Annotated in this window: 14 protein-coding genes; 5 read left to right on the top strand and 9 right to left on the bottom strand. The window is 43.9% G+C overall.

Annotation, left to right across the window (positions count from 1 at the left end; all coding sequences use genetic code 11):
• The first annotated feature begins 68 nt into the window (after positions 1-68).
• A complete protein-coding gene (locus tag ALT761_RS17950) occupies positions 69-836 on the top strand; it encodes a hypothetical protein (protein ID WP_129740213.1) in 768 nt (255 codons plus the stop codon).
• A gap of 62 nt (positions 837-898) precedes the next feature.
• Here ALT761_RS17950 and cysK read toward each other — a convergent pair whose 3' ends face one another.
• Positions 899-1,855, bottom strand: coding sequence for a cysteine synthase A (gene cysK / locus ALT761_RS17945; RefSeq protein ID WP_129740212.1), 957 nt, complete (start codon positions 1,853-1,855; stop codon positions 899-901).
• A gap of 119 nt (positions 1,856-1,974) precedes the next feature.
• Here cysK and ALT761_RS17940 point away from each other — a divergent pair, with 119 nt between their 5' ends.
• Positions 1,975-2,448: an Lrp/AsnC family transcriptional regulator gene (locus ALT761_RS17940; protein WP_013786248.1), complete on the top strand. Its 474-nt coding sequence runs from the start codon at positions 1,975-1,977 to the stop codon at positions 2,446-2,448.
• A gap of 174 nt (positions 2,449-2,622) precedes the next feature.
• On the top strand, positions 2,623-4,218 hold the full coding sequence (locus tag ALT761_RS17935; protein ID WP_129740211.1) for a methyl-accepting chemotaxis protein: 1,596 nt from the start codon (positions 2,623-2,625) through the stop codon (positions 4,216-4,218).
• 33 nt (positions 4,219-4,251) lie between these two features.
• Here ALT761_RS17935 and ALT761_RS20690 read toward each other — a convergent pair whose 3' ends face one another.
• From ALT761_RS20690 to ALT761_RS17920, 4 genes are all read right to left on the bottom strand, one after another.
• The gene (locus ALT761_RS20690) at positions 4,252-4,416 is read right to left on the bottom strand and encodes a hypothetical protein (protein ID WP_167347530.1); all 165 of its coding nucleotides are present in this window, start codon (positions 4,414-4,416) and stop codon (positions 4,252-4,254) included.
• 260 nt (positions 4,417-4,676) lie between these two features.
• Positions 4,677-5,687, bottom strand: a complete 1,011-nt coding sequence (locus ALT761_RS17930; protein ID WP_129740210.1) for a cytochrome d ubiquinol oxidase subunit II — start codon at positions 5,685-5,687, stop codon at positions 4,677-4,679.
• A gap of 9 nt (positions 5,688-5,696) precedes the next feature.
• Entirely contained in the window at positions 5,697-7,058 is a 1,362-nt protein-coding gene (locus ALT761_RS17925) for a cytochrome ubiquinol oxidase subunit I (RefSeq protein ID WP_126871750.1), read from the bottom strand.
• A gap of 11 nt (positions 7,059-7,069) precedes the next feature.
• Positions 7,070-7,627, bottom strand: a complete 558-nt coding sequence (locus tag ALT761_RS17920; RefSeq protein ID WP_013786244.1) for a GbsR/MarR family transcriptional regulator — start codon at positions 7,625-7,627, stop codon at positions 7,070-7,072.
• A gap of 270 nt (positions 7,628-7,897) precedes the next feature.
• Between ALT761_RS17920 and ALT761_RS17915 the strand changes: the two genes are divergently transcribed.
• Complete coding sequence (locus ALT761_RS17915; protein WP_129740209.1) at positions 7,898-8,932, top strand: energy transducer TonB; 1,035 nt, start codon at positions 7,898-7,900, stop codon at positions 8,930-8,932.
• Between the two features lie 134 nt (positions 8,933-9,066).
• Here the strand turns inward: ALT761_RS17915 and ALT761_RS17910 are convergent, their stop codons facing one another.
• From ALT761_RS17910 to ubiD, 4 genes are all read right to left on the bottom strand, one after another.
• Entirely contained in the window at positions 9,067-10,050 is a 984-nt protein-coding gene (locus tag ALT761_RS17910; RefSeq protein WP_232043491.1) for a substrate-binding periplasmic protein, read from the bottom strand.
• Between the two features lie 57 nt (positions 10,051-10,107).
• A complete protein-coding gene (locus ALT761_RS17905; RefSeq protein WP_129740207.1) occupies positions 10,108-11,490 on the bottom strand; it encodes a M28 family peptidase in 1,383 nt (460 codons plus the stop codon).
• A 199-nt stretch (positions 11,491-11,689) separates the two neighbouring features.
• On the bottom strand, positions 11,690-12,385 hold the full coding sequence (fre, locus tag ALT761_RS17900; protein ID WP_129740206.1) for an NAD(P)H-flavin reductase: 696 nt from the start codon (positions 12,383-12,385) through the stop codon (positions 11,690-11,692).
• 23 nt (positions 12,386-12,408) lie between these two features.
• The gene (gene ubiD, locus ALT761_RS17895; protein WP_129740205.1) at positions 12,409-13,896 is read right to left on the bottom strand and encodes a 4-hydroxy-3-polyprenylbenzoate decarboxylase; all 1,488 of its coding nucleotides are present in this window, start codon (positions 13,894-13,896) and stop codon (positions 12,409-12,411) included.
• 247 nt (positions 13,897-14,143) lie between these two features.
• Between ubiD and ALT761_RS17890 the strand changes: the two genes are divergently transcribed.
• Positions 14,144-14,395, top strand: a complete 252-nt coding sequence (locus tag ALT761_RS17890) for a TIGR02647 family protein (protein WP_126871752.1) — start codon at positions 14,144-14,146, stop codon at positions 14,393-14,395.
• The last annotated feature ends 66 nt before the right edge of the window (positions 14,396-14,461 follow it).

Raw genomic sequence — 14,461 nt, 5'->3', positions numbered from 1 at the left:
TATAGTTGGTTTTCCCGCTATTAAGTGCTTTACTGTTTCAGTAATAAACTTAATGAAAGGATTAGCTAATGTTAAGGATGAATAGTGTTTTTTTCGCTTTTGTTCTATCTACCACGTTTATATCTTCTTCGCCATTCGCGCAATCATCCAGTAATGTACAAAATACTTCCCAAGGCACCCAAAATGCCAGCAGCGCCACTAGTAACCAAACCAGTAGTAACCAAGCTAATGCTATTGCCATGCTTTTTGGTGAACCGATTACCTTAGCTGACATTACTCCCGACCAAGACACTATTTCAAAAATTCGAAAGCAAGCGCCAGACAACGTTACGCAGCTTGTTACTCAGATGAGAGCTATTAACCTAGCAAACCAAATTATAGAAGCCGTGCTCAGCGACTATGCTAGCAAAAACAATATCAAGGTGGACGAGTCCTTGGTGCAAGCTTTTAAGCAAAAGTTTGGGTCAGAATATGAAAAAAATAATAAGAAAGTAGCTGCTAAGAAAGATGCTCAGCAAGAAGATAGTGAGTTGAATGAAAGTACTAGCGCTGAAGACACTGCCAGTATTGATGAGATTGCATCAACCCAAGTAGAGCGCTGGCAGATAGAAAAACACCTGTATAACACCTATGGCGGGGCAGTGATATTCGAGCAGTCTAATCCTTCCATGCCAGTGGAAGCATACTTAACGCTAATGAAAGAATACGCGAGCGCAGGTAAGTTCAAAGTAGTCGATGCCGCCTTGGCTGAACGCTTTTGGGAAGCCTTCGAACCGCCATACGAATTTGTAATAGCACCTGAAGATGTCGACTTTAACCAACCTTGGTGGCGTTAACGCATAAATGGCAACCTTTGTTGGTTGCCAATAATTACGCCGTTACTCGCCGTTATTCGCAGTTAGTCGGCGAATAACGGGGTAGAAAAGTAACGCTCAGCGCCGTCGGCAAGAATGACAACGATGTTTTTTCCCTTATTGCTAGGCTGTTGAGCTAATTGAGCGGCAGCAAACAGAGCGGCTCCGGAAGATATCCCTACCGCTAAGCCTTCTACTCTAGCAATTTGCTGAGCGTAGGCTATAGCTTCATCGTCTTCTACCGTAATTATCTGATTTATCTGGCTTACATCAAGCACGTCAGGCACATGGCCTGAACTTAACCCCTGAATATTGTGCACGCCACCATGCCCTTTGCTTAACACCGGACAACTTGCTGGTTCTACAGCGACTACTTTCAAATGAGGAATATGAGTTCGCAGGCTTGTGGCTAAGCCAGTTAGCGTACCGCCAGTACCTACACCCGCAACCACAATATCAATATGCCCATTAGTATCGCGCAGCAGTTCTTGAGCGGTAGATTGGGCATGAGCGTTAGGGTTAGCTTGGTTTGAAAATTGGGACAGACCCACTGCGTTTGGGTTTTGCTCGATAAGTGCAGCGGCTCGTTCTATAGCTCCTTTTGTTCCAAGGTCTTTCGGTGTAGTCACTACCTGTGCGCCATAGTGGCGTATTAGCTTTTGGCGCTCGATTGACATATGTTCTGGAATACATACTGTCAGCTTAATGCCGTAAATCGCGCAAAGCCAAGCACAGGCCACACCGTTGTTTCCTGATGATGCTTCAATTATCTCGGTTTTCTCATTAAAGGCAGCGCTTTCCATTAGCGCAGTAAGCATGGCCATTGCCGGTCTGTCTTTTATCGACCCTGCAGGATTGAAAAATTCCACCTTGGCTAAAAGCGTTGCATCTACGTTATGACGTGCAGCAAATTTACTCAAGCGTATTAATGGTGTGTTTCCTATGGTGTGGGTTATATCGTCAACCACACCAGGCATGGCATTTATCGCGTAATCAAGCATTTCAAAAAACCTATAAGTCAGTCTTACTCAATAATGACAGCTAGAAAAAGAGAAATTTACTCATTACTCCCCATTTGATAGGCTGGATTTGGTAAATAATTCTAATTTAGAGGAAGATAATGAAAAATATTGCTCTTGATGGGGTGGATAAGGCTATATTGTTGCTGTTGCAGCAAAATGCCGACGTGCCGGTTGCAGATATTGCGGAGAAAGTGGGCTTAACGGCAACGCCTTGCTGGCGACGTATACAGCGGCTTGAAGCCCAAGGCGTTATCTCCCGTCGCGTAGCATTATTACAGGCGCACAAATTAGGCTTGGCAATGACGGTATTTGTGCAAATTAAAGCCGCACGTCACGACGGGAAGTGGTTAACAGATTTCGCCAAGCATGCTTCATCGTTTGAAGAAGTGGTAGAATTTTATCGCATGTCTGGAGAGTACGACTATTTGCTTAAAGTGGTGGTAACCGATATGGCTGCGTTCGATCATTTTTATAAAAGACTCGTTAATGGGATTGATCTTAACGATGTCACTTCTAGTTTTGCCATGGAGCAGCTTAAATATACCACTGCACTTCCGCTTACTCACCTTTAATAATTACCTAATAATGCTTACGTTTTTTGTGATTTACGAAAGTAAAAAGGCAGATCTCGGGTCTAGGTTACTTATGGGTTGCTAAAGACACTATTATAAGTTTTTTATTGGTTTATGCTTCAAAGTGTCTACAGTAATACTTTACGTTAATTTTTTCCCCGAAGGCAGTATGCAATGTTAAACACTATAAAAGTAAGAATTTTAACGGGTTATGCAGGAATATTACTCGCAACCTTAATTGCTGCCGTGGTGTTAACATTGAACAACAAGCAGGTCACGCATCAAGTCGATACTTTTGTGAGTGAAACCTTACCCGCGTTAAGTACATTGGATAGTGTGCAAAGTAACAGTAAGCAATTAGTGTTAATTGGCTTCTCACTTTATGGCACAACGTTATCGGGCAATGCCTTTGATGAACAAAAACAAGAATTAGAGCAAAACGTTGATGCTGGATTCAAAGCATTAGGCTATATGGCCGGTGATACCCTTAAATCCCAGTTCAATTCGCTAGTTTCAAGTATGGATTCACTTCAAGCAACTATGTCTGCCTCGCGGGTTGATTGGGATCGTGCCCGTGACGATTTACAGTTAGTTAATGAATTAGCCTCTGTTTTTGACAACGCATTAATTGAAGTAAGAAATCAGGTGGCAAGCAAAGCCGGTGAGCGTTCTCAGGCGATAGGAAGTCAGTTACAAACCAGTCAATTCACTATTTACTTTCTCGTACTTATTCTAGCTGCTGTTGCCATGGCTGGTTACCATAGTGCTAAAAAACAAATTGCGCAGCCGATAGAAGGCATGGCTGAGAAGCTCGATAGTTTAGCGAAAAGTAGGAACTTAGTAGCGCGCCTTCCAGAACAAAGCACCCATGAACTTTGTAGAATGACCAACAGTATTCATGGTTTGGTATTTGTGTTTCAGGCGGGTATGAAAGAAGTGAAAGGCGCCGTTTCTGGCATAGAGGGCGCGGTGAATTCTCTCTCTACAACTACAGAACAGTCAAGTTCGTCGGTGGATAGTTTACTCACCGATATTACCGGCCTTGTAAACATTATGGACTCGTTAGAGTCAGACATGGTGGAAAGCCTTCAGCGTTCACAAACTGCAGCAAGTGCAGCCCAAGACAGCGCAAAACAGGTGGATGCAGGTCGTGTACAAGTAAAAGAGACCGCCGACGCTATTTCTGACTTGGCCAATGATATTGAGCAAACGGCGAGTATGCTAGAAACCCTTCAAGTTGAAGGGAACAACGTTTCAAGTGTAGTAAAGACCATTGCAGAAATTGCCGATCAAACAAACCTACTGGCATTAAATGCTGCTATTGAAGCGGCAAGGGCAGGGGATTCTGGCAGAGGTTTCGCGGTAGTTGCGGATGAAGTGAGAACACTAGCAGTAAGAACCCACCAGTCCACGGTTGAAATTAATACCATGCTTGAGAAAATTGTGGTTTCAATTACCTCTGCAGTATCTACTATGAGCTCAAATCAAAACAAGGCACATGACTCAGTGGGGTTAGCTAATGATTTGGTCTCAACCCTTGAAGCAGGAACGCAAAGCATTTTGGCGTTAGTGAGTGTTAGTGAAGAAGCGGCCGTATTGGCGAAACATTCACAGTTGCAGGCCAATGAAGCGAAAAATGGTGTTAATCAATTTAAGAATTTGGGAGATAGACTGTCTCAGAACAACAGTCAGGTAAACGATGCGGCTGAAGATTTGTCTGCACTTGCAAATGGATTAAGTGCTAATGTGAACCAATTTAAAATAGGCTAATGCAAGAAGGGCCCTGTTAGGGGCCCTTCGTTACTAATGCTGTTGTTCTTCAGTTTGCTTGCTAGCAAAAATCTTGGATTTCTTTTGGATCTTACATCCTAAAATATTTTGAGCATTTTTCCGACCTATATAGTAAGCCACTGTATAGGGGTGAGCACGCCTGAAGAACCTTGAAAATGATTTAACTACATTGTTCATAATGGTCTCCTTTTAATTCTGCCCAAAATAAGCATACGTATATTTAATTATTATGTCAACACTGTCACAAAAGAAATATATAAGAATTTTGTTTCATTTTTGGTGTAATTATTTGTTTACAAGTGTGTGAGGTCTAAATTAGAAAAAAAGTGATCTAGTGAAGTTGCAAGGAGCTGAATATGTTTCGGGTGAAAAAAGGCTCCGAAACCAGGTGGTTAGGAGCCTATTATTGTTTTCAAGGGTTAACTAGTAGGAAGGCGCTAATAATAGCTAAGCTTTTCCGATTTACCTGAAAATATTTTGTATACCATCGCGGTGTAAGCAAGAATGCAAGGTACTACAATAACGACACCCACTAATAAGAAGCGAAGTGAGTTGGCGTCGCTAAGTGCATCTTGTACCGTAAGGTGTCCTGGTATGACAAACGGGTAGTAACTTACTCCAAAAGCGGTGAAGCAAAGCACAAACACCGTTAGTGCTATAGCAAAAGGCATCCATTCACCTTTCCCGCCTGCATCAGGTAGCTTTTTCAATAGCACGCCACATAAGCTAAGTAATAAAAAGCAGGCAACAGGAATAGCCATCAATACATAGCCAATAGTGGATGATAACCACAAGTCACGCACATCATCATGCAAGGTTAAGTTTGCTAGGCTAACCGCTACTATTCCTATAGAAAGCGCAAACAATCCTCTGCGCGCCCAATAATAGGCTTTGGCTTGTAAGTTGTTCTCTGCTTTTAATATTAACCAGCAAGAGCCAATAAACGCATACGCAGCCGTTACACCAATAGCAGACAGTAAGGCAAAGCCTTGTGCCCATAAGTCGGTACGCAAGCCGGTTACATAAATGCCTAGCATATAACCTTGCGCCAGCGTGGTAAGTAATGAACCGTACTTAAAGGTGAGATCCCACTTACGCTTATGCACTTGAACGACCTTCGCCCTAAAATCAAAAGAGACGCCACGTAAAATGAGCCCTAATAGCATTATAGTTGCGGGAATATAAAGGCTTTGAAGCACCTCACTGTGTGCTTCGGGAAAAGCAATCAGCAGAAGCCCAACGGCCAATACCAACCACGTTTCATTGGCGTCCCAATAGGGCCCAATAGAAGCAATCATATCGTCACGAAACTTTTCTTCTCGGGGCGGTATTAAAACACCTACCCCTAAATCGTAACCATCTAAAATAGCGTACAGCAATACTGCCAGCCCAAGCAGGCCAACGTAAATATTCCCTAATGTTTCTGCTGATACATTTTCGAATAACATAGCTGCTCCTTAAGTGTTAGCCGGCGACATTTTGCTAGCTTTTGCCATTTCGCGCTCTTCCGTAGAAATCTCTTCAATTTCAACGGCGCGGCGACACATCAACATGAGCGTTCCCATATAAGCGAACAGCAAAATAGTATAAATCGTGGCGTACATGGTGAACGAGAAAGCGATATTCGCGGGAGGAAGTGTTGTTACCGCTTCTTGAGTACGTAAAACACCACTGACGAGATAAGGCTGCCTCCCAATTTCAGTCACATACCAACCGGCTAAGGTTGCAATCCAGCCGCTGAATGCCATGCCAGCGAATACTCGCTTGAGCCAGAGTGGGAAAGATTTCCCTCTAAGTAAATAACTGCTACCAAGCCACGAAACCGCCAACATTAAAAAGCCCATGCCTACCATCACCCGAAACCCGAAGAATACAGGTGCTACTGGCGGATGCTCGCCTTCAAAGTCGTTCAGGCCTTGAATTTTGCCATCCATTTTATGGGTTAAAATTAGGCTCGCGCCGTTGGGTACCGGTATTTCAAAGTGATTTTCCCTGCTTTCTTCGTCGGGAATAGCAAACAACAGTAAGGGCGCCCCCTCTGTGGTATCCCACAAGCCTTCCATTGCGGCAACTTTTTGTGGTTGATGCTCAAGGGTATTTAATCCATGCATATCGCCCGCAAAAATCTGCAAAGGAATAAGCACTGCCGCGGTATAGGTTGCGGTTTTAAGAGCAAGCTTTGGCGCTAGCTTGTCATCACCTTTCAACATACGGTAGGCCGACAAACCGGCAATTAAGAAACTGGCCGTCAAACCCGAAGCTAGCATCATGTGTACAAAGCGATACGGGAACGAAGGGTTAAAAATAATTTCGCTCCAATTTACCGCATACACAACGCCATCTATAACTTCATGCCCCTGAGGCGTTTGCATCCAGCTGTTAAGCGCCAAAATCCAAAAGGCTGACATGGTAGTGCCCACTGCCACAATCAATGTTGAAAGGGTGTGTAACCAATTAGGGACTCGGCGAATACCAAACAGCATAATACCAAGGAAGGTAGCTTCTAAGAAAAACGCAGTAAGGACTTCGTAGCCCAATAGGGGGCCTGCCACATTACCCACCCGCTCCATGAAGCCGGGCCAGTTGGTACCAAATTGGAAAGACATGGTCACGCCACTTACTACACCAAGTGCAAAGCTTAGTGCGAATACGCGCACCCAGAAGCGGTACATACGCATCCAAACAGGGTGGCCGGTTACATTTGAGCGAAATTTGAAGTAGAAAAGGAACCATCCCATTGCCATGGTGATAGTAGGAAACAGAATATGAAAACTAATATTTAATGCAAATTGTAAACGAGACAGCAAGAACGCATCCACAGATAGTCTCCTTAATTAACGGAATTTTTTCCCGGAAGAATTTTGTCTTTCAGTTCTAACATACGGCCAACACCCGAGCCGAGTTTCATCAAGGTGTTAAGTTTATCTGGGCCTAGGTTTTGAAGCTCTTGTGACCATGCGGTTACCGACTCTAATAAGTCATGAATTTCATTCAGCTTATCTTGTGCGTTAGCTTCAGTTTTGTTGGCGGGCGTATCGAGTAATAAATCTCGCAATAAACTCATGGTAGGGTCTATTTCGCGTTTGCGGCGCTCTTCGAATACGCGGTTTGCTAGGGTCCAAATGTCACCGCCGGCAATAAAGAACTCTTTTCGTTCGCCAGGGACAAGGTGCTGTTTTACCAAGCGCCACGACTGTAGCTCCTTTAATCCCATGCTGGTGTTGCCGCGAGATATATTTAGCGCGTCGGCGATTTCTTGCGCTGAGATGGGTTCATCAGCAAGTACAATCAGCGCCAAAATTTGGCCCACAGTACGGTTAAAGCCCCAACGACTGCCCATTTCGCCGAAATGCATAACCGCGGAAGTAATAAGTGGTGTCATTTTCATGTCTATACCTGCTGAACTTTCAGAAATTACTGAAAGTTTATGCCGAAGTTTGATTGAGATCAACAAGTATCAGATGAAAATTATGTTAGGAGGAACTCGAAAACGACATAAATGGGCATGGTGAATCTTATGTTCGTTGATAAGTTGTCTCGTGACGTTTCGATTTATTGTTAAGTTTAAAAGATAGGTGCTATAAACAATATAGAATTAAACAGGAAACGCGATGTTGAGGTTTATTACTTTTAACACGCTAAAAATTAGGGATAAATTGTGAAAATATTTTCTGCGCTATTATGCGTGTTATTGATCGTGTCCAGCGGCTTCTCTTTTGCCAATGGTAACAGCAAAGAAGTTAAAGCCGCCAAAATAATAAAAAATGCTAATAAAGTGGAAGAGACCTTTACCTCGCGCGGAGGCATGGAAGGTTGGACAAGAGTTTCATTTATAATAGACAAAGACGGCACAACGAAAGATATCGTTGTTTTTGATTATTCAGGTAAAGACAGATATGTCAAAAAAGTCACTAAATACATAAGAAACCTTCAATATTCTCCTGCGCTCGTTAACAATATGCCAGTAGCAAGTGCTCAAACTCTGTTTGTTAAACACACATACTCAGAGGCTGGCCATAGCGAAGGTAGTGTGACGCCTGCCTTTGCAAAAGAATACCAAGCTACCATAGATGCGCTTTCTAGTCCTACCGCAGATATGCTTAACATAAAAAAATCCATAGACAATTTGGTAGAAGACCATACTAAAAATTTAAACGAACATGCTTTGGCGGCGTGGTTAAAGTCTATCTATTATTATAAAAATGAAGAATTTTTAGAATATATGCGCCAATCCCAAATTACAGTAGATTTATACGAACACTTGCCTATAGCAATATTGGCTAAGTCGACGGTGAATCTTTTTGAGTCACAGCTTTATTTCGGAAATTTTAATGGCGCCGCCGAAACCCTTTCGCGAATGGGAAGTGTTAGTGGCCTTAATTTATCTGAAGAAACCTATCAACAATTTGCAGATGCACTGAAGGCTGCTAAAGCGACTGGATCAGCAAACATCACTAAAGGTCAGCTGAGTCATTTAGGCGCGTGGTCTCAAACGTATGATTCCTCAATATTTAAAGTTAAAGTGTCTCAAGGGAATGTTGATTCAGTGGAGCTTAGATGCAACGATTATCAACAAAAATATATAGAAGGTTGGGAGAACAAAATAGAGTTTCCGGCGCAAACTTCCGATTGTATCTTGTTAATCAGAGGTGATGCTGGCTCAACATTTGATATTCTTGAAATCACTAGTTGAAAATTAAGAAAGCGAGAGCTGTTTCGCAAAATGATTGACTATAAGGGCGCTCTTCTACAGTGCTAGCAAAAGGCTCTGCTAAAATCTGCTGCTAAAAAGCGCAATAAAAAGCGGAAAAAAGCGCAGGTAAGTAACTACCAGCGTCTTATCATGGTTTTATAAACATCAGGGTCGAGCAAACTTTCTCGCTCGACCTTAACGCCATCAAGCATTGCCATCGCCTCAGCTTTCGTTTCAACGATAACACCATCAATAACGTAAACACTTTTATCACCAGGTAACGATTTATCGAGTGGGTAGGCGGTAAGTGTATCTGTGGGTACAAGGCTTACACTAGTTTGACCAATATAGTCGGCGATACCGTCGTTGTTAATGTCTTTGGATAGCCAAGGTAGCCCCAGAATTTTATTGTAACTGCCATCTTGTTGCATAACCTGAATGGTTTGTTCAAACGCTTCAATAGTGGCCTTAGCGTTAGGCGTACTTGTGCCAAGTGCTAAGGAAAAACCAGCGTTCATCAACGATGCTGAAGATACGTGTAAAAGCTCTTCACCGTCTTTATCAAGAAGTAAATTAAACTCTTCAATCAACAAGCGGGTAGTAATTAAATACGGCGCTCTGTCATCGGCTAGCTGCTTAAAAGCGTCGTACGTGCTGGGATTACGTGACCACTTGATTTCTTTTAGCATGCGGAACTTTGGCGTATTAGCAAAGCGGTTTTCTATCGCTACGCGACTGTCTTTTAAATGCGGTATCAGCTTAATCTCTTCAACATCGTATTTTTTACCCGTGGCATATAAATAGATGGGAAGGTAGGGGGCTGAAAGGGTAACCGCGTCTTTTCTTTCACCCAAATCTATATAGGCGAACTCGCCATCCACCTTACCTGAACGTACTGCGCTACCTAAGAAAGCATCGCGCATAACCTGAAGCTCCAGGTCGGTTTGCATTCGCGAGAACGCCGCTTCAACGATAGACGTGAGTCTTGAAGGTTCGCCCTCATCGCTTACGTAAGTTTCAAATGGCGCTGCGGCAAGTGTGACACTGTTTGCCTTTAACGGCGCCACCACGGTGATAAAACTTAATAAAGCGATGACTCTCACCAACACGGGCGACATCTCCAAAACAACATTATTATTATCTATAGGCGCTATTACCTATTAACAGTATAACCGTTACTGGCCAAAACTGCCTGCAGCGCCTGGGAATACAACTGGGCTTTCAATGCCATCGTTGTTCACACTGGCAACCCCGAAAAAGTAGTTGTCAATTACTACGTTTTCTAACGTGGCTTCGTTCACCTTACCAACAAACTTACTAAATTCCCATTGCGGTGCATCGGTATGACGCCAGTAAACTTTATAGCCCGACAGTTGAGGGTTTTGCGCTGTATCTGCTATATCCCACATTAATGTGGTAGAAGGCTGAACGGCACCTTTAATTTTTAGATTAGCTGGCGGGTTGGGCGCCCAAGCCATAGCCGCTAGCGATACTGCGTTTAAACCAGTTAGCTTGGCTGCGTAATCAAAATTCACACCGTCTAAGGTATCGCCATACTTGATACCATCTTCTTCTCGAAGATCCTGATGCTGGCGAGTGTAGTTTTCATTGGTTTCCATAATACGAATACCGGGGAAACCTAAATCGTTGAAGGGGCGATGGTGCCCGCCACGACCAAAGCGATCTAATCGATAAATGACCATGGTATCTAGATTTTCAATGTATTGGTCGGCAATTTTATCAATGTATCTTGCTAAGTTTCTGCTTGGTGAATCGACTTCTCCACCTGTGAGGCGGCGGGTGCGAGCTTCATCTGTGGTTTCGGTTACGCGAGTGCCTTCAGCAAATATACGCGCCGTGGTGTTGTTGATAACCCCATTAACGCCCTCTATATTGCCAATCATGTCGTTGTTCAATACTGCTTTTAACCGCCAGCCATCTTTTTGAACTTGGTTTGCCATTATACGCCCACCAAACAGGCCTTGTTCTTCCCCTGCTAGTGCGGCGTACACAATGCTACCGTTAAATTTATATTTCGATAGTATGCGTGCGGCTTCCAGTGTTCCAGCTACGCCCGATGCATTATCGTTTGCGCCAGGTGAGTCTGATGTGAAATCCATCACATCAGATACGCGAGAATCTATATCACCAGACATCATCACGTAACGTTCTGGATCGGTACTGCCGTGTTGAATAGCAATAACGCTTACTACCTCGACAGGGTCGGGTATACGTTTTTCACCGCTAATGGTTTCAGACTGAAAATACACGTCTAAGCAACCACCACATTCGGCTGATATCTTTTCAAACTCAGACTTAATCCAGCGCCTTGCGGCCCCTATGCCTCGGGTATCTGATTCGGTTTCCGATAAGGTATGTCGGGTTCCAAAATTCACAAGGGTGGTGATATCGCTTTCAATGCGCTTTGGGGAAATGTCTTCGGCTATTTTGTATAAGGCTTGTTGTTGTTCATTTTGCGCTTGCGCTGTAAAGGTCAAGGAAAGTGGTAATACTGCTAACGCTGAAATTTTTACGAATGTAGGAATGCTTTTTATCATTGTTTTCTCCATCTCTTTTTTATCACCATACTGGATACGAGAGAAAGCAACAAATGGGATTAACGTGTGGAGAAGTTAATGGTCGATAACAGCCTAAAATAGAAAGGGCCTGCTTGGTAGCGTGCCCTCCTTGTATGCACCGAGTGTATCAACAGCTAGGTGCTTTTATGCTAACTAAGAAGCAAGCACGTACAATATTTTAAATAAACGCGAAGGCATCGCCAAATAGGTTTTCTACTTTTAAGCCGCGAACGGTAAAGTCTTCACGTACAGTTTTAGCCATTTCAAAACGCCCTGCTACATACACTTGCATGTGTTCGAAGTCTGTATGGTCGGCTAATACTGCATGGTGAACCCATCCTGTTCTACCTTGCCAGTCGTCTTCGGCAAATTCCACTACAGGTACAAAGGTAAAGTTATCGTGCTTGGTTGCGAGTGCATTTAGCGCTTCTGATAGATATAAATCACCGGCATGACGGCCTCCCCAATAAAGGGTAATAGGCGTTTTATCACCGCTGTTCAGATGCTGCTGTAAGATAGAGTAGGTGTAGGAAAAGCCTGTGCCGCCAGCGATTAATACCATCGGCAAGCCGTTTGATTGCAAAAAGGCCTCACCGTTATTTACGCTAAGACTAATTTCGCCTTCTTCTTTCATACGACTTAATACTTCGCCGGCGAAAGTATTGCCAGGCTCTGCGCCAATGTGAAGTTCAATGCGTGAATTATCATAGGCTGCATTGGCAATAGAGAAGGGGCGCTTGTCTTTTTCGCCCATATCAATAAGTGCGTACTGGCCTGCTTGAAAGGCAACTGGCGCGGGAGGTGTTAATTCAATTTTGTATACTACGTCGGTTAACGGCGTGATGCTGGCAACCTTACATTTAATTTCTGACATGTAATCTCTTCTTACGTTTGCTGTTAGCGTTTCGCCGTTGGTAAGTCCATGATACCAAGTTCATCCCAGATATCATCCACCCGTTTTTTCACCTCTTCGTCCATCACAATGGGTTCGCCCCATTCACGGTCGGTTTCGCCGGGCATTTTATTGGTGGCGTCCATCCCCATCTTCGACCCAAGGCCAGACACTGGTGAAGCAAAATCTAAATAGTCGATGGGAGTATTTTCAATCATAACCGTATCGCGTGCCGGATCCATACGCGTGGTAATGGCCCAAATCACATCGTTCCAGTCGCGGGCGTTTACGTCGTCATCGCACACTATCACAAACTTGGTGTACATGAACTGTCGTAAAAACGACCAAACACCCATCATTACGCGCTTAGCATGACCCGGATATTGTTTTTTCATGGTAACCACAGCCATGCGGTAAGAACACCCTTCTGGCGGTAGGTAAAAGTCTACAATTTCTGGAAACTGTTTTTGCAAAATAGGCACGAATACTTCGTTTAATGCTACGCCTAAAATAGCTGGCTCATCAGGCGGGCGACCGGTATACGTTGAATGGTAAATAGGATCTTTACGATGAGTAATATGGGTTACCGTAAACACTGGGAAGTCATCAACTTCGTTGTAGTAACCCGTATGATCGCCGTAAGGCCCTTCGGGCGCGACTTCGTCTTGTGCAATGTAACCTTCCAGAACAATTTCAGCGCTTGCAGGCACTTGCAGGTCGTTACTTATCGATTTAACCACTTCAGTTTTATCGCCTCGCAACAAGCCAGCAAAGGCGTACTCGGAAAGGGTGTCCGGTACTGGCGTGACTGCGCCTAAGATAGTGGCTGGGTCGGCGCCTAGTGCAACGCTTACCGGATAGGGTTTTCCTGGGTGAGTTTGGCACCATTCACGAAAATCGAGAGCACCACCACGGTGAGACAACCAACGCATAATAAGCTTGTTCTTACCGATAACCTGCTGGCGATAGATACCTAGGTTCTGGCGGTTTTTATGCGGGCCTTTAGTCACACTTAACCCCCACGTAATAAGCGGCGCGGCATCACCGGGCCAGCAACGCTGGATAGGCAGTTTACCTAAATCGACATCATCACCGGTTAGTACGACTTCTTGGCAAGGTGCTTTTTTTACGACCTTGGCTGGCATATTCAGTACCTGTTTAAAAACAGGCAGTTTTTGCCATAAATCCTTTAGTCCTTTAGGTGGTTCGGGTTCTTTTAAATAGGCCAGCAATTCGCCCACTTCTCGAAGTGCCGCAACCGACTCTTGCCCCATTCCCATTGCCACACGTTCTGGAGTGCCAAATAAGTTGGCCAATACAGGCATGCTATGGTTTTTAGGGTTTTCAAATAATAGCGCAGGGCCACCGGCACGTAATGTACGGTCAGCTATTTCGGTCATTTCTAAATCGGTATCGATTGGCTGGCTAATGCGAACCAATTCACCTTTGGCTTCCAACTGGTGAATAAAGTCACGTAAATCTTTGTACTTCATTTGAACAGGGGGTATCCGCAGACTAAAGTTAGGAACAAGAATATACTATTTCGACACAAAGTCCGATCAGTTCAGTGGGCTAAAAGGGTGGCTTATCAGGTTTTAGCGGCGTATGTTGATAAAATAATCTGGACACCCTACGTAAATGGTAGTCTGATAGCGTTAGTGCGGTTGAACTTCAAGTAGTTGAACTGTCTATATAAAAGAGTGAATAACAATAATACCCTTTTTTGCCTAAGGTGAGTGTATGACAATATTTGACCAGGACATGCTCGACGAACTTAACTTGTTAGTTAAGTTTCCTACAGACAGTTTATTACAAGGCCTAAAGATACATCACGATGCCAGCCAATCAATGGTGAATGCCGCATCAAGACTTTATACAAAGGGTCTGATTACTCAGCCCGATGGCGGTTATCTTACCGATTTAGGAATAGATTTGGCCGATCATTCTCGTCATCTGCAATCAGCGCTGTGTAACCGCAAAAGTAGCCATTAAAGAATACACGCTTGTAGCGGGGCTGCTGTTTAACCTGCCCCGTTAAACAAGCCCCGTTAAACTAGC

The organism is Alteromonas sp. 76-1 (assembly GCF_900654235.1).
GTDB classification, from domain to species: domain Bacteria; phylum Pseudomonadota; class Gammaproteobacteria; order Enterobacterales; family Alteromonadaceae; genus Alteromonas; species Alteromonas naphthalenivorans.
The sequence above is the reverse complement of the archived record's forward strand: the minus strand, read 5'-3'. Positions and strand labels throughout refer to the sequence as shown.

What these genes read in the sequence shown, in the direction of transcription:
- ALT761_RS17950 (WP_129740213.1), top strand. Translation starts at nt 69, where the DNA reads ATGTTAAGGATGAATAGTGTTTTTTTCGCTTTTGTTCTATCTACCACG.
- cysK (WP_129740212.1), bottom strand. Translation starts at nt 1,855, where the DNA reads ATGCTTGATTACGCGATAAATGCCATGCCTGGTGTGGTTGACGATATA.
- ALT761_RS17940 (WP_013786248.1), top strand. Translation starts at nt 1,975, where the DNA reads ATGAAAAATATTGCTCTTGATGGGGTGGATAAGGCTATATTGTTGCTG.
- ALT761_RS17935 (WP_129740211.1), top strand. Translation starts at nt 2,623, where the DNA reads ATGTTAAACACTATAAAAGTAAGAATTTTAACGGGTTATGCAGGAATA.
- ALT761_RS20690 (WP_167347530.1), bottom strand. Translation starts at nt 4,416, where the DNA reads ATGAACAATGTAGTTAAATCATTTTCAAGGTTCTTCAGGCGTGCTCAC.
- ALT761_RS17930 (WP_129740210.1), bottom strand. Translation starts at nt 5,687, where the DNA reads ATGTTATTCGAAAATGTATCAGCAGAAACATTAGGGAATATTTACGTT.
- ALT761_RS17920 (WP_013786244.1), bottom strand. Translation starts at nt 7,627, where the DNA reads ATGAAAATGACACCACTTATTACTTCCGCGGTTATGCATTTCGGCGAA.
- ALT761_RS17910 (WP_232043491.1), bottom strand. Translation starts at nt 10,050, where the DNA reads ATGTCGCCCGTGTTGGTGAGAGTCATCGCTTTATTAAGTTTTATCACC.
- ALT761_RS17905 (WP_129740207.1), bottom strand. Translation starts at nt 11,490, where the DNA reads ATGATAAAAAGCATTCCTACATTCGTAAAAATTTCAGCGTTAGCAGTA.
- fre (WP_129740206.1), bottom strand. Translation starts at nt 12,385, where the DNA reads ATGTCAGAAATTAAATGTAAGGTTGCCAGCATCACGCCGTTAACCGAC.
- ubiD (WP_129740205.1), bottom strand. Translation starts at nt 13,896, where the DNA reads ATGAAGTACAAAGATTTACGTGACTTTATTCACCAGTTGGAAGCCAAA.
- ALT761_RS17890 (WP_126871752.1), top strand. Translation starts at nt 14,144, where the DNA reads ATGACAATATTTGACCAGGACATGCTCGACGAACTTAACTTGTTAGTT.